This is a genomic window from uncultured Nostoc sp., from assembly GCF_937863485.1.
Taxonomy (GTDB): domain Bacteria; phylum Cyanobacteriota; class Cyanobacteriia; order Cyanobacteriales; family Nostocaceae; genus Nostoc.
In genome coordinates this window covers 24,582-47,451 of sequence record NZ_CALMFY010000106.1, presented here as the reverse complement: position 1 = coordinate 47,451, position 22,870 = coordinate 24,582, and the positions used below count along the sequence as shown (strand labels likewise).

Genomic DNA, 22,870 nt, shown 5'->3' with positions numbered 1-22,870 from the left:
TTGTTCAGAGTATCAACAACTGTGATTTTTTACAAATGATTTAGGATTGCTATATTAAACTTCCAGCATTTTATTTATTAACACTGATTATTTGTTTCCCAACTTTATTCTTTTTTAATGTTTTGTTTGGTTCCCGAAGTAATATTCAACAACATTTCGTTGTGTTGCTTACATCTGTATCGGTGATTAGTGTGCTTTTATTCAGCTTGGCACCAGTTACACTATTTTTTCTGATTACTACACCCGATTCTTATCAATTTTTTAAACTGTTGAATGTATTAATTTTTGGAATTACAGGCATCTTTGGCGTTAAATTCCTTTATGAAGGAATGCAATTACTTTCTCAACAAGATGAAGTTGGCAAAAAAACCCGCACCACTATTTTAAGATCCTGGTTATTGCTTTATGCCTTTGTTGGTATGCAGTTAGGATGGTTTCTCAGACCGTTTTTTGGTGCCCCTGACTCTAAATTTGAATTGTTTCGCGCAGTCAAAGGCAACTTCTATCTGGATATTGTAGCGGCGATTTCCGAAATTTTAGGTTTGCGCTAATCTAAGATTTATACCAATACGTTTGGTGTTAGTGATATTTTTGACATTTGGGCGCGAAAACTAGGAGCGGCATTAATAGAGGATATCACGAGTAACTGGGGTAATACCGCATTTACTAGAGAGCGTTAGTAAAAAGTTTTTCTGATCACTTGTAACACTTTCGCCAACAATGTTTGGGCGTGAACTTACCCCATCTAAAGTCAAAAAATTATGGGATTGCATCCGAAATCGGCTTACTTGAAGATGTAGAACAATTTGTCGGCATAGAGAAGCAAAATCATGAAGCGAAATTTATTTAGTGTAATTGCTCTTTTAGCAACATCTACTTTAGTTGGGATTAATAGCCCTGCTAATGCTACACCTAGCAGTTATCAGAAAAGCTGTAACCACATCTCAGTTTATGGCAACGTTCTCTCAGCTAGTTGTAGCCGAAGCAATGGTTCGTTCAACAAAGCTTCAATAGAATTACAGGGGATTGAAAATATTAACGGCACTTTAGAAGTGACTGACCCTGATAAAACTAGCAATTATCAGTTCAGTTGCCAGCATATCCGCATCAAAGGAAACTATTTAAAAGCTGCTTGTAAAAGAAGAGATGGCACACTTCAGTGGACTTCAACAGTCTTACAAGGAATTGAAAATATTGAAGGTGTTCTGAAGTATACGAGCAGCCCCTGAGTCGAAGTAAAACCGACCTCCAAAAGGGCGATCGCGAAATCAGCGAACTTCTTGGCATTCCCCAGCCCGAAGTATCTCATTTGATCAAAGCAGAGAGGACAGACATCTCCGAAAATGAATGTAGAGACACGAAATTTCGCGTCTCTACAAGGGTTTCAGGTTACGCATATTTAATTTCTGGAGATGTCTAATGAAATAACACCAACAGATACTAACGGTTTTTAGTCTGGCTGCCACATTGGGCAGTTCGCGCAGCGTCCTGTAGAGAAGAACTGATAAAACTCCCAATACGTTACAACAGAAAAAAGCCTCTGCTAAACCTGTGAAAAAACGAGTAACACTCACCTTCCCAAAACGCGCCGTGCAAATGCCAGTGACTTACGTACTGGCCAAAGAGTTCAACGTCGCCGCCAATATTATCCGTGCCCAAGTTGCCCCAAATCAAATTGGCAAACTGGTAGTGGAACTATCGGGAGATATCGATCAACTAGATGCAGCGATCGAGTGGATGCGATCGCGCCATGTTAGTGTTTCTTCTACATTAGGCGAAATTGCGATTGATCCTGATGTCTGTGTTCACTGTGGCTTGTGTACTGGGGTCTGTCCTACCGAAGCCCTCACCCTCCACCCAGAGACACACAAGTTGACATTCACGCGATCGCGCTGTATCGTCTGCGAACAGTGTATCCCCAGCTGTCCCGTACAAGCAATCTCCACTAACCTTTAACAATCCAAAATCGTTCGACTGAGCGTAGCCGAAGTCCAAAATTGCTTATCCCAGCTTAAACACATCCGCTATTACACCACTATCACCCACCAATCTAGTCTTTGCTGGAGAGTCATAAACTACCAATAGCGAAGGTATACCAGCTACATCCTCAAATAGCGTCATTCCCTCAGCGTGTTCTTCCCGATTTCCATAGGGAATATCTTGCACCAAATCTGGATTATTGAAGACATTTTCTCGCGAATTCATACCATTTACCCAACGATAAATTTGCACAGGGCCATCTAAATCCATCGTTGGGCCGGCTAAAATCAACAAATCTTTTCCATCTACACACAAATCCCGAATTCCCAAACCATTCAACCAGAGAAAATGCTTTTTATATAACTCCTCCGCTTCCCCAATTTGCCCCAGTTTCAAGAGTCCTGGACTAGAATCTTCTAACTCTATTTCCAGAACAACAGCCCAACCCCGCAATACAGGGCCACGCAAACTCAGAAAAATACGGTTTTGGTAAATGCCTATTCCTTCAATATCAAAACCGTTATCTTTTCCTGGAATTGCTGCCTTAATGAATAAGCCTAAATGGGGATCATCTGCCAAAGCTGTGATCAGCAAATTACCCTGGTTCGTCACCTCTAGTTTAGCGGCATTCAACTGCACACCTGGATTTTGCGGATGTGGGCAAGATGAGAACAACTTACCGTCTATCATCGGAATCCTTCCTAAAAGATAACGGTTGGGTTCTGATTCAATTTTTGCCAGCCTTTTAAAGTTTTGTACACCTGTCTTTTCAGATTTAGGTTTTTTACGTTTGTAGCTATGAGAACCAACAAACCATAGATAATAATCAGTGTAAGCAAGTCCTTCTATATCAATTTCTTCCTCTTCTGATGCAGGTAAACTGATAAATTCTGCTACCCGAAATTGTTGATGCTCTGTAAATTTATCAGTATCAACCAAAGAGAGTTGTTCAATAGTTGAGGTTTCATCTGACCCTAACCATAAATACTTCTGATGTGTTAACAACACTGCTGATAAGTCTTTTCCATGTTCTTTAAAATTATCTATAAAAGTTAACAAAAATTGACTTAATAAATATGAGTTTGACATTTTAAATCATCTTTCTGATTGCGAAAAGATTTATTCTGCTATGATAATAAATCATTTAATCTATGCAAAATATTATTAAACAATCGTTAATATCAAATTGCAAGAGTGAATCTGCTTTTCAAACCTTTGAGAGATATGGCATATTTATAAAAGAGTATGCAAATATAGATAGTCATAAGAATATTTTCCCATTTTCATTGAATAAAAAAATATCAAAAGTAGTAGATGCAAACTTTTAACTAATGTTATTATGCAATAACCTGATTAAGTAGTCATTAAGACCAATTATGAAATTAGCCACACAACCCACGGTAAAAACTCTAGGGGACTACGCGTATCAAGCGATTGAAAAACACTTTAAGAAAACCTTGAAGTGGGAAAAATCAGTGAAGAAAGATGAAGATCCAGAAGCGCTGCACCAAATGCGAGTGGGAATGCGTCGGCTACGCACGGCTGTAACTAGGTTTGGGCTAGCGTTAGATGTGTCAAAACCAGTCAGCGATAAAAATATTGGTAAAATAGCCCGTCGTCTTGGTAGTCTGCGAGATTTAGACGTACTCAAAGAAAGTTTGGAAAATAATTACAAACCAAACTTACCCTGCAAAGAGCAGGAATCTCTGCAAACAGCTTTCACAGCTTTGGCTAAACAACGTGAAGATGTCCTATCGAGTGTGCAGAAAACCTTAAAAGATGAATCTTACAAGTCTCTAAAAGATGCATTAGAGAAATGGTTAGAGAAACCCAGTTATCAACCTTTGGCATCTGTTGCTATCCAGCAAGTGCTACCAGATTTACTTTTACCAGAATTGAGTAACTTTTTACTGCACCCGGGTTGGCTAGTTGGCACCCAATTTGTGGAATCAGAAGTGAAAATTCAGAAAAACTGGAAACCAGAAAAGATAGAAAAACAATTGACAACAGAAGGTGAAATTCTTCATAGCTTGCGAAAAGAAGCTAAACGTATACGCTACCAGATGGAGTTATTTACTGACTTATATGGCGAGTCTTACGCAGCTTATCTTACAGAAGTGAAAAGTATCCAAGAAATTTTGGGTACGATGCAAGATAGTGCGGTCTTAACTGACTGGCTTACAGATGTATTCAAGTCAGAAATTAAAACTGAGTTGCCCACCCTTGCTAATTTGTTAACTGAAAATCGTTACCAGTCGTGGCAGCAGTGGCAACCCTTGCAAGAACGCTATTTGAAAGCTGAAACCAGGCATAGCTTTCATTTAACAATACTGCACCCGCTTTCAGGAGTAATAACAAATTAAAAGTTTCTCTTTATTGGGCAAGGATTGGACTAACGAGCAGACAGTTGAATAAGAGCCTCTAGCGACAAAACATAAACACTGCTCTGGGGAATCTGGACAATAGGAGTATTTTCAGCACAGCACAAGCCTGAAATTAGTCCAACAGCCCTTTCTAGCATAGCTCCCCGGTCAAACTGGTTGCGATCGCCTTAGAGGTTGTTTGAAAAGAGTTGGCTTGAGCCTCAAGTGCGACTCAGGAGCGCGATCTCAAATCCCAAAACTCCGATTCTCTCGTAGCAGTTTCTCGGTAGCCAGGGTAGTGAAACACACGCTCTTAGACTTTTCAAACATCCTCTTAGACCTTAAAAGCCCAAAGCAGTGCGTTCAATCCCTTCACTCAATCAATATAATTCTTCTATTCGAGACGCTCTGCGTTTGCGGAGCGTCTCCAAAAATATTTAATTTCATTGCCTCGTTCTTGCCTCGTTCCCAGTCTGCGACTGGGAATGCCCATACAGAGTCCCGAATTCGCAGCAGAGCCGCAATGAAAGTCCATTTCCAAGGTAGAACCTGAAAACGAGATTTCAAAGAGGTCTGGTGATAAATAAAGACGGGTTGCAGCCCGTCTAAATAGCTTGAAAGTGCAAATACACCTTGTATAGTATTGAAAATAACACAGTTAATTTTCTGATAGTTGCCAATTTGCCAAGTCATAAAAAGAACAGATATTAGAACCGTCCCAAAAGTCCTGGTATTTCCGGCTAAATCATTTACCCATGCATGTTTGAGGATTTCTGGAAATTGCGATGTCTGACGACAAGCCCAAAGTTTCCGAGTCTTTGGGTTTGCGCTGCGCGTCTACATAATATTGGATGAAGGGGAAATCACTCTACCCTTATTTGTAGCAGCGATCGCACAGGTATCTTTCGCTCTGATGGTGAAAAACCAGATGTTACCAATACTCCAACTCCTCGCTTTGACTTACTAGAATTTGAAGCCTATGCAGAGATGTAGGTGCAATTTTCGCGTGGATGTCCCTTTCAGTGTGAATTTTGCGACATTATTGTTCTCTATGGTCACAAACCTTGCACCAAAAACCCAGATCAACTATTTACAATAGGCTTGGGTTAATATGACTTACGCACGAGTCACGGAAGAATCTAAACCGCAGAGGCACAGAGAAGCCAGTGCATTGGGCGGGTTCCCCTACTTGCAGCAACTGGCGCGACACGGAGGAATAAGAGTTAGAGAGGTATTTTGCGTAATACCAATTTAAAAAAAGAATGCGACAAATAGACCATTTGTAGAGACGCGATTCATCGCGTCTTCACCCAAGGATGTGTTGCTGGTTAAGACAAATTCTTGGGTGGAATGGTACTTAAGCAAAAGTTGCCGCCCAGATACCCGACTTCTTCAAGAAGTTGGGATCTAAATCCCTTGCAATGCCAATGCATCGCAATACAATGTTAATGCGTTGGCCACATTGTTAATGCGTCCCTCTACAATGCCAATGCATCCCGATACAATGTTAATGCGTCTTCTTACAATGCCAATGCGTCGCAATACATTGTTAATGCGTCCCCTTACAATACCAATGCATCCCAGTACAATGTTAATGTGTTCGCCTGCATTAAAAACGCTATGCTTTTACGCAAAACTGTACTAAGTGACCATACCAGCCGATAATTTGGAGATTAATGAAACGACTGCGGCACAATTTGCTCAATTAGTGCTGGATTGTATCGGGCGGGAATATCCCAACAGTAATCTGTATTGGGTTGATAGCGACGAGGATATAAAACCACCACGTGAATTGACTCCTGCTTTTTATGGCTGCTTAGATTGGCATTCAGCTGTACATGGTCATTGGTTGCTGGTACGTCTTATGCGTCACTTTCCTGAAGCTTCCTTCAATGCAGCGTCAAAGCAAGCACTTGAGCAGAGCCTTACACCTGAGAAGATTCAAGGAGAGATTGCCCATTTCCAACGGCTACCCTTTTATGAATTTCCTTATGGTGTGGCATGGCTTCTGCAACTGGCTGCGGAACTTCACGAGTGGAATCATCCTCAAGCGAAAGAATGGCGGATTGTATTAGAACCGCTCGAAAAGTTGATTGCAGCTAACTTACACCGTTGGATTGAGGCACTGAAACTCCCAAATCGCACAGGGATGCATAACCAAACAGCTTTTGCACTTGGTTTGATGCTAGATTGGGCACGGATTACCGAAAATACCGACTTCACTCAGTTAGTAGAAAACAAGGCACGGCAATTCTATCTCAACGATCGCAATTATTCCTTACAATTCGAGCCGCTTGGTTACGATTTTCTCTCTCCTGGCCTTGCTGAAGCAGACCTGATGCGGCGAATCCTCCCAACAACAGCTTTCACTGAGTGGCTGACCGATTTTCTTCCCCAAATACCGATTGAGAATTCAGCAAATTGGTTAGAACCGAACATCGTAGATAATCCTCAAGATTATATGCAATCCCACTTCTGGGGTCTTAATCTCAGTCGCGCTTGGATGCTTGAGGGGATCATTTCTGGATTGGCAAATGGCGATCGCCGCATACAAACCCTTCGCTTTACTGCCGTTCACCATCGGCAAAATGGACTAGCAGATGTTGTCATTGAACATTATGCAGCTAGTCACTGGCTAGGAACCTTTGCTGTTTACCTCCTAACGAATCGGGGATTGCAAGGGCAAATTATTTGAACAGTCTAGACGATCTAACAACCTGTCAGACTTTGTAAAAACTCGAACAATTAGCTCAAACAGATAAGTAGTAAATTAAATCAGGGTTTTCCCAATTCCTAATCCCCAATGTCCCAAACCTTAAAAGATGCCAAGTAAATATCCTTTAGCCGACCGAGGCTGTCAGGATCAGAAAGTAAAGAGTAAAAGGCAATCTATATTGACTTTTAACTTTCTCCTTTTGTTCAACTTCCACAACGGGAGGTTTAATCTTGACTAAATTGAAAGTTGGTATCAATGGCTTCGGTCGAATCGGGCGACTTGTGCTTCGCGCTGGTATCGATAACCCCAATATCGAGTTTGTGGGCATTAACGATCTAGTACCACCAGATAACCTCGCTTACCTGTTGAAGTACGACTCAACCCACGGCAAATTAAAGCAAAAGGTTGAAGCCAAGGAAGATGGCATCCTCATTGACGGGCATTTTATTCCTTGCGTGTCGGTGAGAAATCCAGCTGAGTTACCTTGGGGACAATTAAATGCAGATTATGTCGTGGAATCTACGGGACTCTTCACTGATTACCAAGGAGCCGCAAACCACCTGAAGGCAGGTGCAAAGCGAGTGGTAATTTCCGCTCCCACTAAAGATCCAGATAGAGTTCCTACCCTACTAATGGGTGTTAATCATCACTTGTTTGACCCCAGCAAGGATATTATTGTCTCCAATGCTAGCTGCACTACAAACTGTTTAGCTCCCATAGCTAAGGTGATCAATGACAACTTTGGGTTGACTGAAGGGTTGATGACCACAGTCCATGCTATGACTGCTACCCAGCCAACTGTAGACGGCCCCAGCAAAAAGGACTGGCGGGGTGGTCGAGGTGCAAGCCAGAATATTATTCCCTCCTCCACAGGCGCAGCTAAAGCCGTAGCACTGGTTTTACCAGAATTGAAGGGTAAGTTGACTGGTATGGCATTGCGAGTTCCGACTCCCGATGTCTCTGTAGTTGATTTAACTTTCAAAACTGCCAAAGCTACTAGTTATAAGGAAATCTGTGCTGCCATGAAGGAGGCTGCCGCAGGCTCACTATCGGGCATTTTGGGATACACAGATGAAGAAGTAGTTTCCACAGATTTTCAAGGCGATACCCATTCTAGTATCTTTGACGCAGGTGCTGGAATTGAGTTGAACTCCAACTTTTTCAAGGTAATTGCTTGGTATGACAACGAGTGGGGTTACTCGAATCGCGTGATTGACCTGATCTTGTCTATGTCACAAAATGAAAAGCTCGCCCCGACAGCTGCTGCGGTTTGATTAGTTGTTGGATATGGGGCAATTCAATTTTGGATTTTGGATTGATGATTTTAGATTAAATTACGCCTGATGTGAATTAGAAACGCCCTATGTTCCATAAGGATTTCTGGGTCTAAGCAAAACATAGCTTGAACAAAATCGACGGCAACATCAGGATTTCACCGCCTGATTCACATTAAACATAAATTTCAATCTAAAATCCAAAATCTAAAATCTAAAATTCTTAGTCCCCAGTCCCCAGCCTCAAATTTGGGATTTGGGTCAAATGGTAAATACCCGGAAAGGAAAACGTCATTTAGTATCTTTACTTAGCAACCCAGTGATATGAAGCACGTGTAAATTTGGATGCTTTAAGCGATCGCCCCAAGCATCCAAATTTGCAAGTTACTCCTCAACCCCCAATCCCTATGCGTCGAACCAAAATCATTTGTACTGTTGGGCCGGCTACATCTGCACCTGAAAGGTTGCAAGCCTTAGTAGAAGCTGGAATGAATGTGGCGCGGCTGAATTTTTCCCACGGGGCTTATGAATTCCACGCCAAAACGGCTCACTGTCTCAGGCAGATTAGTACTGAGCAGCAAAAGCCGATCGCAATTATGCAAGACCTGTGTGGCCCCAAGATTCGCTTGGGAATTTTACCACCGGAAGGGTTAAATTTAGAAGCTGGTAGTGAAGTTACCTTTGTTTTGCAAGAAAAGGGTGAGACTATTGAGGAACTACCCCTACCATTGCCGACTTTGTTTGCAATGATGCGACCAGGCGAACCGATTTTGATTAATGATGGTCGTGTCAAGTTGATTGTTACCGATCGTGATGCCGATCGCATTCGGGCCCAGGTAAAAATTGGCGGGTTAATTTCTACGCACAAAGGAGTAAACCTGCCAGAAACTCCTTTACCTGTCAGTTCGATCACCGAAAAAGACTTGCTGGATCTGCGCTTTGGGATTCAGTTGGGTGTAGACTGGGTAGCGGTGTCCTTCGTGCGATCGCCACAAGACTTAGAACCCGCCAAGCGAATGATTGAAGCCGCTGGCGCTTCCATCCGCTTAATTGCCAAAATCGAAAGAGCAGAGGCAATAGAAAACTTTGACTCCATTCTAAAAGTTGCCGACGCGATTATGATTGCCCGTGGCGATTTAGGGGTGGAAGTGCCAATTCACGAAGTACCCCTAATTCAAAAAGATATTATTCGCCGTTGCAATCGTGCTGGCAAGCCGGTGATTACAGCCACGCAAATGCTAGAGTCGATGATTAGCGCCCCCGACCCCACCCGCGCCGAAGCAACCGATGTTGCCAACTCTATCTTAGATGGTACCGATGCAGTAATGCTTTCTGGTGAAACCGCTGTCGGACAATATCCCATCGCCGCCGTCCAGATGATGCACAATATCGCCGTGCGGACAGAACAGGCTCTAGATGAGGCTAGTAGACATGCCTGGTGTCATGAAGCAGGCAGTCTCAGCGTCACCGAATCTGTGGCAGAATCCGTATGTCGCATCGCTTATGAAACAGGCTCACGGGCAATTCTCTGTAACACTTCCTCAGGAAGTACAGCCAGAATGGTGTCTAAATATCGGCCAACTTCTCCGATTATTGCCCTAACTCCTGACGTTACTGCTTATCGCCAGCTAGCGCTTTCTTGGGGTGTGGAACCTTTACTTATCCCACCAGTCCACAATGCCGAAGAGATGTTTACCAATGTGGTAAACACAGTTGTAGACATGGGTCTAGCGAATAAGGGCGATAAAGTAGTGATTACCTCTGGCGTTCCAATTGGTAAATCAGGAACAACTAGTTTAATCAAAGTGCATTCCATTGGACAGCCAATTTCGGCATAAGGCACTTAGAATAAGGCTGTGGATGTGGCTCAAGATAGTAAGCAAAATTGGGCAATGATTTAGAAAAATTGCCAGAATCAGAATTGAAGGAATAGTAGAGAGTGTAAAGAACTGGGGAATAAGTAAATCCTGTAACATTCATCACGGAGTATTTTATGTCTAAGAGTTTACTGGAACAATTGCGGAAAATGACTGTCGTGGTTGCGGATACGGGGGATATTCAGGCAATTGAAAAGTTCAAACCCCAAGACGCCACCACCAATCCTTCTTTGATTACTGCTGCGGCGCAGATGCCGGAATATCAGGAAGTTGTCGATCAAACTTTACTCCAGGCGAAGAAAGATGCTGGAGGCAAAGCCACCCAAGCAGAGATAGTTTCTCTAGCTTTTGACCGTTTGGCAGTAGCCTTTGGATTAAAGATTTTGCAAATCATTCCCGGTCGTGTGTCTACGGAAGTGGATGCTCGTTTGTCCTATGATACCGAAGCTACCCTGACTAAGGCACGGGAATTAATTGCTCAGTATAAAGCCGCTGGAATTGGCCGCGATCGCGTGCTAATTAAAATTGCCTCTACCTGGGAAGGCATTCGTGCAGCAGAAATCCTGCAAAAAGAAGGTATTCACTGTAACCTTACCTTATTGTTTGGTCTTCACCAAGCGATCGCCTGTGCAGATGCTGGTGTTACCCTAATTTCTCCCTTCGTTGGTCGGATTCTCGACTGGCACAAAAAAGATACCGGACGCGATAGCTACCCAGCAGCCGAAGATCCAGGAGTTTTGTCTGTCACCAAAATCTACAACTACTACAAGAAATTCGGCTATAAAACCGAAGTTATGGGAGCTAGTTTCCGTAACCTTGGTGAAATTACTGAACTTGCAGGTAGTGATTTGTTGACAATTTCGCCGTCACTTTTGGGTGAATTACAGGCAACCATTGGAGAACTGCCACGCAAACTTGACCCCGCCAAGGTAGCAAACTTGGAAATTGAAAAGATATCCATTGACAAAGCTACCTTTGACAAGATGCACGCTGCTGACCGCATGGCATTTGACAAACTAGATGAGGGCATCAAAGGTTTCACCAAGGCACTAGAAGACCTTGAAAAACTTTTGGCAGACCGACTCGTTCGCCTTGAAGGAGAAGTAGTAGCAGCTCATTAGAACGTAACGATAGTCATTATTTAATGGTTAGTGGTTATTCTAATAACCACTAACCATTAACAATTGGCTTAGTTGGATCAGCAGTCATCAATACCGTCGTCGGATAATCTAGTATCCTCGGTAATGCTCCCGTCGTCGGATATTATCGTATCCTCCAAAACGCTCTCGTCGTCGGATATTATCGTATCCTCCAAAACGCTCCCGTCGTCGGATATTATCGTATCCTCCAAAACGCTCCCGTCGTCGGATAATCTGCCGTCGTCGGAAACTTTTGTGTGGTCTTAACCACCGTCGAGCAATTAAAAGCTCTCCGGTTTTATCTCCAACTAGGTTAGCCTCTGGTGCAGCGCTCTGTTCATTGTGAACATTACTTAAAGAAATATCCTTTGCTTCAGCTAATGAGGGCGGATACACAAAGGCACATAGCAATAGTGCTATTGAGGATAACTTCCTGAAACCTTTCATGTTTTTGCTTCTACTAGACTTTTGGTAATAACTTTATTAAACACCTTAAAGTCCGAGAATTATCGCTCATAACTTTTTTTTAAACTTAATTTGGGATGAAATTCTGTATTACCATTTCAGTCTTATGGATAATTGTAAATAAAAACAAACTATGTATATAAATAGTTAGTTTCTAGAAAAGAGAGCATCTCAATGCAAGCAAATTTACCAAAATTGTTACTCGTCAATTGCAAATAAAGCGTACTCCTTTGGCGTTCCCACAGGGTAGCCAAATGTTACAATTCACTTCATCTGGACTTTGCGATCGCTTTGCTTGACTGTATTTTGCTCACTATGACAAATTATGTTTTTACACATTTGGGATACTCCTTAGCAAAATGTAACTTTTCCCAATCTGCAAAGTATTATAAAATATTTAAAAAGGCAGTAGATTGAGTTTAGGTAATAAATTCGATATCAAATATTAAATCGGCAAAGTAATAATAAACTTAGTTCCCTCACCAGGAATTGACAAACAGTCGATTTGTCCATTGTGTTTATCAACAATAATTTGGTAGCTGATAGCTAATCCAAGCCCGGTTCCCTTGCCTACAGGTTTAGTTGTGAAAGATTGCTCAAAAATTCGAGTTTGTACCTCAGGAAGCATCCCGGGGCCGTTATCTTGAATGCAAATTATGACGGTTTCTTGCTGATAATTAACTGATGTAGTGATAGTGATAGTGTTTGGGCAAGCAGTAATCTTTTGATAAGAGTGGTTTTGATTGAGGTCATCCAATGCATCAATGGCATTAGCGATGATATTCATGAAGACCTGGTTTAGCTGTCCGGGATAGCAACTGATTGGAGGTAACTTACCGTATTGGGTGATAACCTCGATTGCCGGGTGGTTTCCTTTGTTTTGCAATCGGTGTTTCAATAGCATTAAGGTGCTATTAATCCCTTCGTGAATCTGAAACTCCATCTTAGATGAAATATCTGAGCGAGCAAAAGTTCTCAGAGAAAGGCTGATGCCCTTAAGGCGGTCAATACCCTGGCGCATTGATGCTAGCAATTTTGGAATATCCTCTGCTAGATACTCAAAGTCCATTTGATTGAGAAGTTCTTCAATTTCTGGTTCTGGATGCGGTAGCTTCTGCTGTTGGAGGTTGACCAAGTGAAGAAGATTATTTGTATATTCTGTAATATAGGAGAAATTTCCTTCAATAAAACCAATCGGGTTATTAATTTCATGACCAATGCCTGCAACAAGTTGTCCCAGAGTAGACATTTTCTCACTTTGGATCAGTTGTAGTTGGGTTTGTTGTAACTGCTGTAGAGATTGGGTTAATTCTGCGGTGCGCTCTTGTACCCTTTGCTCTAGGGTATATGTGAGATGGGAGATTTTCAGGTGTAACTTTAATCGGGCAATGACTTCTTCCTGCTGGAAGGGTTTGGTAACGTAGTCAACTGCGCCAATTTCTAATCCTTTCACCTTGTCTTTAGAATCGGATAGGGCAGTCATGAAAATGACTGGAATATTCTGAGTGATAGGATTGGCTTTCAACCTGCGGCAAGTTTCAAATCCATCAATACCAGGCATCATCACATCCAAGAGAATCAGATCGGGAAGGGCATATTCTGTTTGTTCGATCGCCGACTCTCCATTCGTTGCCATGAGTGCTTTCCAGCCATATCCCTGAATCATTTCTGATAGCACTTTGAGATTGTTTGGATTATCATCTACCAAAAGGATATGTATTGGCTTCGAGAGAGAATCAGCCATCATTGTCGTGACTCCATTATTACAAATGATTTTATAAATTTACGTATTTGTCCGGTTTGAAAATTGACAGTGAGTTTCTTTAACTCAACTACGAAAGGAGCTAGCTGGCTGTTTTGTGCAATTAACTCTTCTAACATTTTCTCGATCGCCGCGATATCGCCCATCATTGCCAGATGATAAAGTTGTTGTAAAACATCTTGCGATGGCAGAACCCATTCGTTATTGGGTAATTCAGCTTTGGGAGATGACTGCTGAGGTGGAGATTGGGCATAGCTCCAGTCAACTTCTAGCACCGAGCGCAGTGTATTGAATAGTTCGTCAACCTGGAGGGGCTTAGGCAGGAATGCTTTTGCTCCTGCTTGTAAACTCCGCTGCCGATTTTCCTCAAATACACTGGCACTAGAGACGATGATCGGAATAGAACGGGTTTTTGGATCAGATTGCAGGTGAATCATTAGCTCAAAACCATCCATATTGGGCATGGCTAAATCGAGCAGAATCACATCCGGGTTGCATTCTTTTACGATTTGTAGCCCGTGTTTACCGTCGGTTGCTTCCAAGGTTCGACAGCCAATTTCTTGCAGCAGACTCGTCAATATGGAGCAGTGATTGCGATCGTCATCGACAATCAGAACCAGAGGCGCACTACCCGAAGTTCTGGTAATCGAATGCTGGGTTGGGGCGATCGCCTGTTCATGCCAGTCATGGGAAAGTGATAGTGGAACTGTCAAATCTAGCCAAAATATACTTCCTTCACCCAAGCGACTCTGCACTTGAATTTGGCTCTCCATCAATGCTGCAATTCTTTGACTGATGGCCAATCCCAAGCCAGTACCTTCAGATCGCTGCCCTGCTTCACCCACTTGCTCAAAGGCCAAAAAGATTTTCTCTAATTGGTCTGGTAACATACCAATACCTGTATCTTCAATCTGGAAACGAATCTTGGTGGTTGGGGATTGGGAAGAATCTTGCCCAGTCTCCAGTGCCTCTACTTTGAACGTCACACTACCGATATCTGTAAATTTGATCGCGTTGCCTAGCAAGTTAATCAATACTTGTCGCAGCCGTTGTTCATCCGCTTCAATGGCAAGGGGAAGGCGATCGCTGATTAAGACATTAAAAGTAATCCCTTTCTGCTCGGCTCTGATCCCACAAATCTCGGTAACACCGTGTAAAAAGGTCGGCAGATGCACAGCAGTTGCTACCAATTCCAATTTCCGAGCTTCAATTTTTGAGATATCGAGAATATCATTGATCAACATCAAAAGATGCGTCCCGCATTGAGAGATAATATTGATTCCTTCGCGGTTTTTGTTTGTCATGTTTGGCGATCGCTCTAGTAGCTGTGCAAAACCAAGGATGCCATTGAGCGGTGTCCGTAGCTCATGGCTCATATTTGCAAGAAACTCACTTTTTGCTTGGTTAGCGGCATCGGCAGCCTGCTTTGCCTCAACCAGTTCATGAGTTCGCTCTTCGACTTTTGCCTCTAAGGTTTTGGAATAATCTAATAGTTGATCGTTGGCAATTTCCAGTTGGCGATTCGCTTCTTCTAGCTGCTGCTGTTTATAGGCATTCATTGTCGCAATTACACTGCTGATGAACGCGGCTAAGGCTGGTGTAACCGGAATCAGAATCCCATTTAAAAATATCCCGTAAGCACTCCCCAGGCAGACCCCACTGATACCTACAGTTATCCAAAGAATCTGGCCCCCTGGAATCTGTAGCTTTCTAGGCGCACTGGCTAACCACCAACTACTCGTAGAACCGATCACAGACCACAAAACAATCCAGAGCCACAGAGAAATGCTGGAAACGCCGTGGAGGGTTGCTTTTCCTGTTTTAGCTCCTTGTACCAATTGATGGGCAATATTGGCATGGATAACAACACCAGGTGTCGGTTTTTGAGCAGATATCCAGGAGGAACTGAAGGGTGTGCTGAAAAAATCGTTGGTACTAGAGGCGATTGATCCAATAAACACCATGCGATCGCGCATCAGGTCTGCCGGAATTTTCCCTGCTAACACATCGCGCATGGTAACTGTGTGAAATGCTGCATCCGTTCCATGCCAGTTGAGCAGAATTTGATAGCCTCCTAAATCGCCATCGGCATAACCTGCTTCTTGATTTTGCAGTGGCTGGTAAATTTCCTTACCCAATTGGAACTTTTGCCGCTGGGGATCAATGCTTTCTAAGGTAATCCCTTCAACTTCGAGGTACTTGAGCGCTACACTGGTTGCCAGCCCTGCTTTGATGGTGTTTTGTTCTTTAGCATCCACCGCTGTGAGCAGGGCGCGACGGACAGAGCGATCGCCATCGAGTACCAAATCGGCTAATCCTACCTGATCTCTTTTTTTCAATTCTGGTGGCGGATTGACGCGCTCACCGATAATTTTCTCAACTCCAATTAAATTGGGAGTGCTGCGGAAAATTTGCCCGAGTTGCTCATGTCCACTTCCTTCGGGCAAATCTCGATAGAGATCCAGTCCGATGGATCGAGGCTGTTGCGCCCGGATTTTATCGAGTAATTCTGCTAATGCCCAGTCTGGAACTGGCCATTTACCCACCGATTGAATATCGCGCTCATCGATTGTGACAATCACAATCTCATTGGCTATTTTCTCTGATGATTGCAAACGAACCCATTCATCGCGAAGTTTCCATTCAGGTAAATTAAAAAGCCCCAACGACTGGCCGACAATAACTGTCAGAGCAACACTGGGACTAATGATCAAGACGCTGCGAGTGCGTTGGATGAAAGTCTGAAATCTGCGCCACATATTTGTGCCATACAGTTCATTGATATTGGTCAGTGTTAGTGGAGTAATGCCCCACTAACACCTGTTAATTATGTTAGTTAGCGGATGCTATAGTGCTTTTCGTTAATAGACTTTGACCCCACTTCCATTCCTCTCTCCTAAAAGGAGGAGCCACTGCGTTGGGCGGCTCTGCCGACTTGAAGCACGTGGCGTCAGAGGCTTTGAATTTACTCCCCTTCCCTTATAGGGAAGGGGTGGGGGTTAGGTCTGTATTCCGACTCAATTGAGAAGTGCTATATTAGCGGTGCTGTTACAATCTCCTTCAAACTAACTGAGGAAAGAAGTTCTTCCCATTGTTTGGAGAGAGTTGCATTGGTAGGTTGGGCGGTGTGCAGTGCAGCAAGTGTTGCTACACAGTCATACCAAACCCCATTTTTACCCAAACTAGTCGCCCGCTTCAGCGCATCCTGTTGTTGCATTGTGGTTGCCAGATCAGCACTGGGTTGGATTCGCTCAATCCAACCATCAACGTAAGGTGTACTTGGACTGAGTTGCCCATCCAGTTTGAGTGCTAGGAACCATTGGTAGTTTTTGCCAACGGTTAAAGCGGGTGCATCAGCTGGTAATTTGATCGCAATCACCCCAGTTTTCCCTACAACTGAAATGTTCATCTGATGTTGCATGTTGCCAGCTTCATCCTTGAGGCTGAACACAGCTTCTTAGGCATTGGAAGCAGGGAGATACACTAGAATTGTGGGACGTTCAGACACTGTTGTGCCATAGAAGCTTTGGGGCAGAAGTGCGATTAGCGCTGTTGGCCCTTTTGCTTCTACAGTCGATGGATTCAAGTAGTAAGTACCAGTGCGAGAAGCTCCCCCAGTCGCTTGCCTGGGCGCACCCTTCCCGGAAGCAGGGGTAAATATACTACCGCGAGAAGCTCCCCCGGTCGCCTGTCTGGGCGCACCCTTCCCAGAGGCAGGCGTAAATATACTACCGCGAGAAGCTCCCCCAGTCGCTTGGCTGGGCGCACCCTTGCCAGAGGCAGGCGTAAACATATTACCGCGAGAAGCTCCCCCAGTCGCTTGGCTAGGAGCGCTATTTTTTGCAGGTGGGGTAAATGTCACAGCACTAGCGCTAGTCCAGGCACTGCTAGCAATTAGAGCGATAAGGCTCAATGTACTAGCTAAATATCGACGTTTCATAATGTCATACCTCAATTGCTTGAGAAGTGATACAAAATACATTAATTGCGACTGTGGGAAGTAACTTATAGAATATCTCTAATCACGGTAATAATGGGGTAAAATCTCCTAAAATATAGACTATTTGTTAATAAAAACATGTAAAAAACACATTAATTTCGTATATGTAAATACGTGTTATTACTTAATTAAAGCCAGTTTCCAACTAAAACGAAAGCAGACCAAAAAAACGGCTCATGGAAATCAGTTTGTTGAATCATGTTTATTTGTGCCTGCCGTAGTGCTTCGGCTTTAGTGATTTTGGGTTGTCGCAGTTGCTCATAGAAGTGAGTCATGAGCATCGCAGCTGCCTTATCTTTAACTGGCCATAGAGTGGCGATGGTTGAGCGGGCCCCAGATTTCACAGCCAAACCTGCTAGCCCAAGGACAGCGCGATCGTCCCCTGTTGCTGTGTCACAGGCACTCAGTACCAGCAACTCGATTGCTTTTGATGGATCACCATCCCGATTTTTTAGGAGTTCGGACAACTCTTTGACGTTGACTTGTCCATTCCAGGTGAGCAAGAAAGTATCTTCGAGGCGGGAGCTAAACTGTCCGTGGGTTGCTAGGTGGACAATACCAGCATTACTGGATTTCACGCGTTGAGCGAGGGCTTGACTTGTGAATTTCTGGTTTAGCAATATAAAGGACGACACCGCTTTTGAGATTTGTTTAACTTCTGATTCCACAGCAGGCAAAGCATTAAAACCAGCGCGAGATTCGCTAATACCACCCACGATCGCATTCATTTTGTTTTGCTTTAGCGATCGCGTAGCCATAAGTTGCAATCCTGGTGAGAGTGCGACTGCATACTTCTCGATTAGATATTGTTTCCCGTCATATAAGGCAGCCATTGGAATGTTACGCAACTGGCCATCCAAAACAAACACTAAGGTCTTGGTATCTTTGAATCCTTGATTGATTTGGGCTGGACGAATCAGCCAATCATAAATTTGCTGGGATAATCGATTTCGGTCTTTGGAATCTGAGACAGGATTGAGAGCAACTAAAAAATTGCCCAGAGTTTGCTCAATTTCAGCTTGAGATTTAGAAGTGATATAGTAATCGAGTGGTTGCCCGGCTTTGGAGAGAATCACTGCTAAACGATCGGGCAGGATGATTGGATAAATGACGGTTGCAGTCGGATCAACCTGATCAATTTGCTGAGTTTTATCTAAACAGCCTTCCCGGAAAAAGTTATCGAGTTCTGCAATTTGGAGTGACTCAATTAATTCACGGGCTTGCACTAATGCAGCTTGGCTTGGTTGATTATCTAGAAGTAAACCGACTAGTTCTCGGTAAACAGGCTCTACACTTTCGCGGAAAGAGAATTGAACATCGGGGTTGATGGCAACCAAATCCCCTCGCAGTGACTTTAAGGCTTTGACAGCTTCGGTATAGGCACTAATTGCTTTTGAGCGATCGCCCTGTTGTTTATCCAACTGTCCCATCTGCCAAGCAGATTGAGCAATGATATCGTTAGCTTGGAGTTGACGGGCAATATCGAGGGATTTCTGAGTTAACTCCTGTGCTTGTGATAACTGCTGTGTACGACGATAAAGTTTTCCCCACTGATGCAGTGCGTAAGCTTCTGCTTGAGCATCTTGGATTTGCTGTGCAGACTTGACTGTGACTGCCATGAGTTGCGCCAGGTCTTTCAAGGGTATGATTTGGTCAGGAGTTGAGCGCCGATTCAGGGTGGCTACAAAATTGATGGCTGCGTAGAGGGAGGTGTGACTGGGGGGCAGTTCCTTAAGTTGTTGTAGTAGTTGAGGTGCCAATGGGGTAGCAAACTCAGGCTTATCGTAGTCGAGGAAAAGTTTGAAACGAGCTAAACGTGCTTGCAAGCCATCGCTTGGATTGGTGGCTAGCTGTTCTGCTTGTTCAAAGTAATCTAATGCCGCCTCTGGATCTTGCAAGTCAACGGCAGTTGTTCCCAGACTCAGCAGGATAGAACTCAAGTAGGGTTTGGCTTCAATTTTACGAGCGATCGCTAAACTTTGCTCCAACACCTCTTGATTTGTTCCATCGCCAATCATTTGTAGGGCTAAACCAAGCGATCGTAATCCACTGATTTTGATTTCAGAATCTGGCATTGCTAAGAGCAATTGATTCAGCGTCTCCAACTGCACTTTAGAACGGCGATAAAATCCCAAACTTTGTAAAGCTTGTGCCTGGTTGATTTGACTCCCCAAGCTGCCCATTTTGTCACCTGCCTGCTCATAATATTTTTGAGCTTGCTGCCAACTTTCGAGGGCAGTTTCAGCTTTGCCATTGTGCAATTGCAAATTTGCCTGGGTATTGAGTGCTTGTGCCCAGAGAATTGCATCAGCAGAGGAAATAGAGGTTTGCAATAGTTTCAGACTTTGCTCAATAGATTGACTGGCTGCTTCCCACTGATTAAGTTCCTGTTGTGTTAGTGAGAGGTAACTTAAACTTAGAGCTTCGTTGAGGCGATCGCCTTGGGTATGGTACTGTTGTGCTGCCGTTTGCCAAATTGTCACTGCTTCTACAAAGCGTCCTGAACGGTAGAGGTTCCGTCCCTGTTCTAGCCAATTGGTAGGCTGGGAAGAAGAAAGAACTGTGGTTGTTACTGGTAGAGATGCTTTTACAGGTGTAATGGTAAATGCTAAACACAAACCTAAAATACTGAGGCTGACATATAGCCAATGAGTTTGTTTAATTCGGAAAGCCATAAGTAATTACTAAGATTCATAACAGCTTTTGAAAAATCAGTCACAGCACAAGTGCTTAAAGAATGAGTAAACTTATATTGCCCAACTTATGACTTGGATCTATTAGACATCTCCAAAAAGGAAATATGCATTATCCAACGTCGCCACTGATTAATTTGACACCGCAGCACAGGTTAAAGATGGTTCTACATGGGCTGATTGAGCCGCAATTAACTCAATTTTCCCCTGTGCATTCCGTCGCCAAGAAGTAGCTTGGACGAGAACCTTAGGAGATTGGGGTATTTGTGCTTGTACTTTCTGGGTTTTCCGGTATGCAGAGATGTCGCGGATATCAGACCAAGTGTGATCGCTCGTCACTTGCTGAAGAGGATTTTGCGGCACACCACCCCGTCCTGTTGCCACAAAGCTACTGCCTTCACTACCCGCGCAGCCTGTGGCAATTTGCTGAGATGGATCAATTACATTTGCTGGTAATTCGACTAAGCCAGAATTTGGATCAATGCCAATGGTATTGACTTGAACCGTGCCGCTAACCCCAAATTGGGAACTAGCAGTGATGTCATTCTCTGATGTCAGTTGGGGACGAAACTTCAGTCCGAAAAGCCCTTGTGTGCTGATTTGAATATTACCCCCCCTACCTTTCACCGCATTAGCAATAATGTCGCTGTTCTCTAATCCGGCGATAATAGGTGCATTGATATTGATATTACCTCCATTACCGTTACCGCCTGCTGTAGCACTAATATTGCTGCGATCGCGCATCAGCAACAACTTACCAACTTGTAAGCCGATGTTGCCACCTTTACCAGATTCTGTCTGTGCTTGGATTGAGCCTTGATTTTTTAATTGGATGCGATCTGCGGTGATGTTGAGATTGCCAGCATTTCCACTACCTTGGCTGGTAACGCTTACAATACCGCCATCCTTGAGTGTCAAATTTTGTGTAGTAATGCTAACATTACCAGCATTTCCCGTCAGTACATCCTGTAAGCCAAATAACTTAAGTAGTAGTGGACTTGAACGGATGACAGATGAACCGAGGCTACTGTAAGTGTTAGGACTGACACCACTAATTGCGATCTCCTCCCTAGCATTAATGCTGACATTTCCTCCATTCCCAGTATAAAATACTAATGAACCAACTGCTCCTCCATCTAAGATTTGTAACTTCCCAGTATCTAGGATCAAATCTTTTGTATTTCCGGTCGCAAAGCTACTGATACTAATGCTACTAGCAATTTCAAAAGGGGTTTTCCCCATAACTGTGGTATCTTGATTGCGAATTGTCACTTTACCACTAGAGCCACTGCCATATGTATATGAAGTCAATAAAGCTCCACCAGACATTATTAATCTATCCCCATTAATAGAGATATCACCTGCTGACCCAGTACCGTATGTGCCAGTGACAATGTTTGTCGCAATGGGCTTCAGGGGTGAGAAGCCGGACATCTCTATTGCTGCCGCTTCAATCTGAATATTGCCACTGTCAGCTACTCCGTATGTTGAGTTCTGTATCCCTGAACCCTGTTGGAGTGTTAACCGGGGAGTGATGATACTTATATTCCCACCAGTTCCGATACTCAAGGTATCAGTGCGAATCCCGCCCGGATTTGTGGTAGCAGATGTTCCACCAATGATATCGATGGCTTCTGATGCTTGAAAACGAATGTCTCCACCAGGAAGACTTCCATAATTCTGCGCTAAAACTAACGAACCATCGCTCAAGCGAATATTTCGTCCCTGAAGCTGAACTGAACCCGCATTTACCCCACTGACATCTAATAGTGACTTTTGTGCTAGTTGAATGTCACTAAAGCTTTGCCCGTTGCCATACTCTAATTTATATCCCTGAGTGGTTGGCACTAAACTAACTAATCCTGCACCTCCCAGACTACCTAATTCTATATGCCCTGTTTCGGCACTCAGGGTAGCGCCATTCAGATTCAGATTACCACCCACTAACGCCAAAGTTTTTCCCGCCTGTACTTGCAATCTTGTTGGGCTAGGATTGCGAATCACAGGAGCAAAATCGCTCTCGATATCTAAATGTCCTGTACCTTGGACTTGTATCGCTGATGGATTATTACCTAGTTGCAGTCCAATGGGAACATTGATACTTAATAATGCGTTAGTTTGGGGATTAATGGCGCTAAATTCACTCCCATCAGCAAATTTGATGCTATTAGCTGTCGTTGCAATCAATGAACCGCGTATATTTAATTGGGCATTAGCACCAAAAATGATTCCATTAGGGTTAAGTAAAAAAAGATTGGCGCTACCGTTGGCTGTAATTAAACCATCAATGTGGGAAATACTGCCCCCAGTCACACGACTAAAAATATTTTGCACATCTGCGGCATTGTTGAAGAATGCAGAACCATTGCTAGGAATAGAGAATTGGCTGAAGCTGTGAAACAGGTTGTTGCCGACACGACTGCCGTTGGTAATGGTGAAGTTATTGCCGCTTTGGGATACTGTGCTATTGAGAGTTCCATCGGTAATTACTTGAGCATTTGCACAACTATTCCAAATCCCACATATTAACATTCCACCGATCAAACTGAACCTAGCAGAAATTACTCTCATCACCCCGTCTCCATTTTGAGCTATGTAGTT

13 protein-coding genes and 3 pseudogenes are annotated in these 22,870 nt (G+C 43.5%); 9 read left to right on the top strand and 7 right to left on the bottom strand.

Translation table 11 applies throughout. The annotated features are described in order from the left end of the window. Positions 1-53: 53 nt before the first annotated feature. The 3 genes and pseudogenes from Q0541_RS14465 to Q0541_RS14455 all read left to right on the top strand — a co-directional run. Positions 54-551: pseudogene (locus tag Q0541_RS14465) on the top strand (actin-binding WH2 domain-containing protein); the annotation flags it as partial. Between the two features lie 279 nt (positions 552-830). Further along, positions 831-1,229 (top strand): CVNH domain-containing protein, encoded by a 399-nt coding sequence (locus tag Q0541_RS14460; RefSeq protein WP_298911407.1) that lies wholly within the window; start codon positions 831-833, stop codon positions 1,227-1,229. Between the two features lie 322 nt (positions 1,230-1,551). Next, positions 1,552-1,956: an NIL domain-containing protein gene (locus tag Q0541_RS14455; RefSeq protein WP_298911406.1), complete on the top strand. Its 405-nt coding sequence runs from the start codon at positions 1,552-1,554 to the stop codon at positions 1,954-1,956. 45 nt (positions 1,957-2,001) lie between these two features. Here Q0541_RS14455 and Q0541_RS14450 read toward each other — a convergent pair whose 3' ends face one another. Further along, positions 2,002-3,069, bottom strand: coding sequence for a DUF3616 domain-containing protein (locus tag Q0541_RS14450; protein WP_298911405.1), 1,068 nt, complete (start codon positions 3,067-3,069; stop codon positions 2,002-2,004). Between the two features lie 287 nt (positions 3,070-3,356). On the opposite strand from Q0541_RS14450, the gene Q0541_RS14445 reads away from it, so the two are divergent. The 6 genes and pseudogenes from Q0541_RS14445 (at position 3,357) to Q0541_RS14420 (ending at position 11,331) form a co-directional block, all read left to right on the top strand. Further along, positions 3,357-4,343 (top strand): CHAD domain-containing protein, encoded by a 987-nt coding sequence (locus Q0541_RS14445; protein WP_298911404.1) that lies wholly within the window; start codon positions 3,357-3,359, stop codon positions 4,341-4,343. An 838-nt stretch (positions 4,344-5,181) separates the two neighbouring features. Continuing rightward, a pseudogene (locus tag Q0541_RS14440) lies at positions 5,182-5,432 on the top strand (B12-binding domain-containing radical SAM protein); the annotation flags it as partial. A gap of 556 nt (positions 5,433-5,988) precedes the next feature. Continuing rightward, on the top strand, positions 5,989-7,038 hold the full coding sequence (locus Q0541_RS14435) for a DUF2891 domain-containing protein (RefSeq protein WP_298911403.1): 1,050 nt from the start codon (positions 5,989-5,991) through the stop codon (positions 7,036-7,038). A gap of 251 nt (positions 7,039-7,289) precedes the next feature. Continuing rightward, entirely contained in the window at positions 7,290-8,333 is a 1,044-nt protein-coding gene (gap, locus tag Q0541_RS14430; RefSeq protein ID WP_298911402.1) for a type I glyceraldehyde-3-phosphate dehydrogenase, read from the top strand. A 407-nt stretch (positions 8,334-8,740) separates the two neighbouring features. Beyond that, positions 8,741-10,171, top strand: a complete 1,431-nt coding sequence (gene pyk, locus Q0541_RS14425; protein ID WP_366941880.1) for a pyruvate kinase — start codon at positions 8,741-8,743, stop codon at positions 10,169-10,171. A 155-nt stretch (positions 10,172-10,326) separates the two neighbouring features. Continuing rightward, a complete protein-coding gene (locus tag Q0541_RS14420) occupies positions 10,327-11,331 on the top strand; it encodes a transaldolase (protein ID WP_298911399.1) in 1,005 nt (334 codons plus the stop codon). A gap of 108 nt (positions 11,332-11,439) precedes the next feature. On the opposite strand, the gene Q0541_RS14415 is transcribed toward Q0541_RS14420, so the two are convergent. The 6 genes and pseudogenes from Q0541_RS14415 to Q0541_RS14390 form a co-directional block, all read right to left on the bottom strand. Then, positions 11,440-11,796: a hypothetical protein gene (locus tag Q0541_RS14415; RefSeq protein ID WP_298911397.1), complete on the bottom strand. Its 357-nt coding sequence runs from the start codon at positions 11,794-11,796 to the stop codon at positions 11,440-11,442. 463 nt (positions 11,797-12,259) lie between these two features. Beyond that, positions 12,260-13,561 (bottom strand): response regulator, encoded by a 1,302-nt coding sequence (locus Q0541_RS14410; RefSeq protein WP_298911395.1) that lies wholly within the window; start codon positions 13,559-13,561, stop codon positions 12,260-12,262. Beyond that, complete coding sequence (locus Q0541_RS14405; RefSeq protein ID WP_298911393.1) at positions 13,558-16,335, bottom strand: CHASE2 domain-containing protein; 2,778 nt, start codon at positions 16,333-16,335, stop codon at positions 13,558-13,560. The genes Q0541_RS14410 and Q0541_RS14405 overlap by 4 nt, the downstream gene beginning before the upstream one ends. A gap of 272 nt (positions 16,336-16,607) precedes the next feature. Beyond that, a pseudogene (locus tag Q0541_RS14400) lies at positions 16,608-17,516 on the bottom strand (DUF928 domain-containing protein). 188 nt (positions 17,517-17,704) lie between these two features. Beyond that, entirely contained in the window at positions 17,705-20,251 is a 2,547-nt protein-coding gene (locus Q0541_RS14395; RefSeq protein ID WP_298911391.1) for a CHAT domain-containing protein, read from the bottom strand. A gap of 150 nt (positions 20,252-20,401) precedes the next feature. Beyond that, on the bottom strand, positions 20,402-22,840 hold the full coding sequence (locus Q0541_RS14390; RefSeq protein ID WP_298911389.1) for an S-layer family protein: 2,439 nt from the start codon (positions 22,838-22,840) through the stop codon (positions 20,402-20,404). Positions 22,841-22,870: the final 30 nt, after the last annotated feature.

Excerpts from the sequence above, each read along its gene's own strand:
- Q0541_RS14460 (WP_298911407.1), top strand. The coding sequence starts at position 831 with ATGAAGCGAAATTTATTTAGTGTAATTGCTCTTTTAGCAACATCTACT.
- Q0541_RS14450 (WP_298911405.1), bottom strand. The coding sequence starts at position 3,069 with ATGTCAAACTCATATTTATTAAGTCAATTTTTGTTAACTTTTATAGAT.
- Q0541_RS14445 (WP_298911404.1), top strand. The coding sequence starts at position 3,357 with ATGAAATTAGCCACACAACCCACGGTAAAAACTCTAGGGGACTACGCG.
- pyk (WP_366941880.1), top strand. The coding sequence starts at position 8,741 with ATGCGTCGAACCAAAATCATTTGTACTGTTGGGCCGGCTACATCTGCA.
- Q0541_RS14420 (WP_298911399.1), top strand. The coding sequence starts at position 10,327 with ATGTCTAAGAGTTTACTGGAACAATTGCGGAAAATGACTGTCGTGGTT.
- Q0541_RS14415 (WP_298911397.1), bottom strand. The coding sequence starts at position 11,796 with ATGAAAGGTTTCAGGAAGTTATCCTCAATAGCACTATTGCTATGTGCC.
- Q0541_RS14410 (WP_298911395.1), bottom strand. The coding sequence starts at position 13,561 with ATGATGGCTGATTCTCTCTCGAAGCCAATACATATCCTTTTGGTAGAT.
- Q0541_RS14405 (WP_298911393.1), bottom strand. The coding sequence starts at position 16,335 with ATGTGGCGCAGATTTCAGACTTTCATCCAACGCACTCGCAGCGTCTTG.
- Q0541_RS14395 (WP_298911391.1), bottom strand. The coding sequence starts at position 20,251 with ATGGCTTTCCGAATTAAACAAACTCATTGGCTATATGTCAGCCTCAGT.
- Q0541_RS14390 (WP_298911389.1), bottom strand. The coding sequence starts at position 22,840 with ATGAGAGTAATTTCTGCTAGGTTCAGTTTGATCGGTGGAATGTTAATA.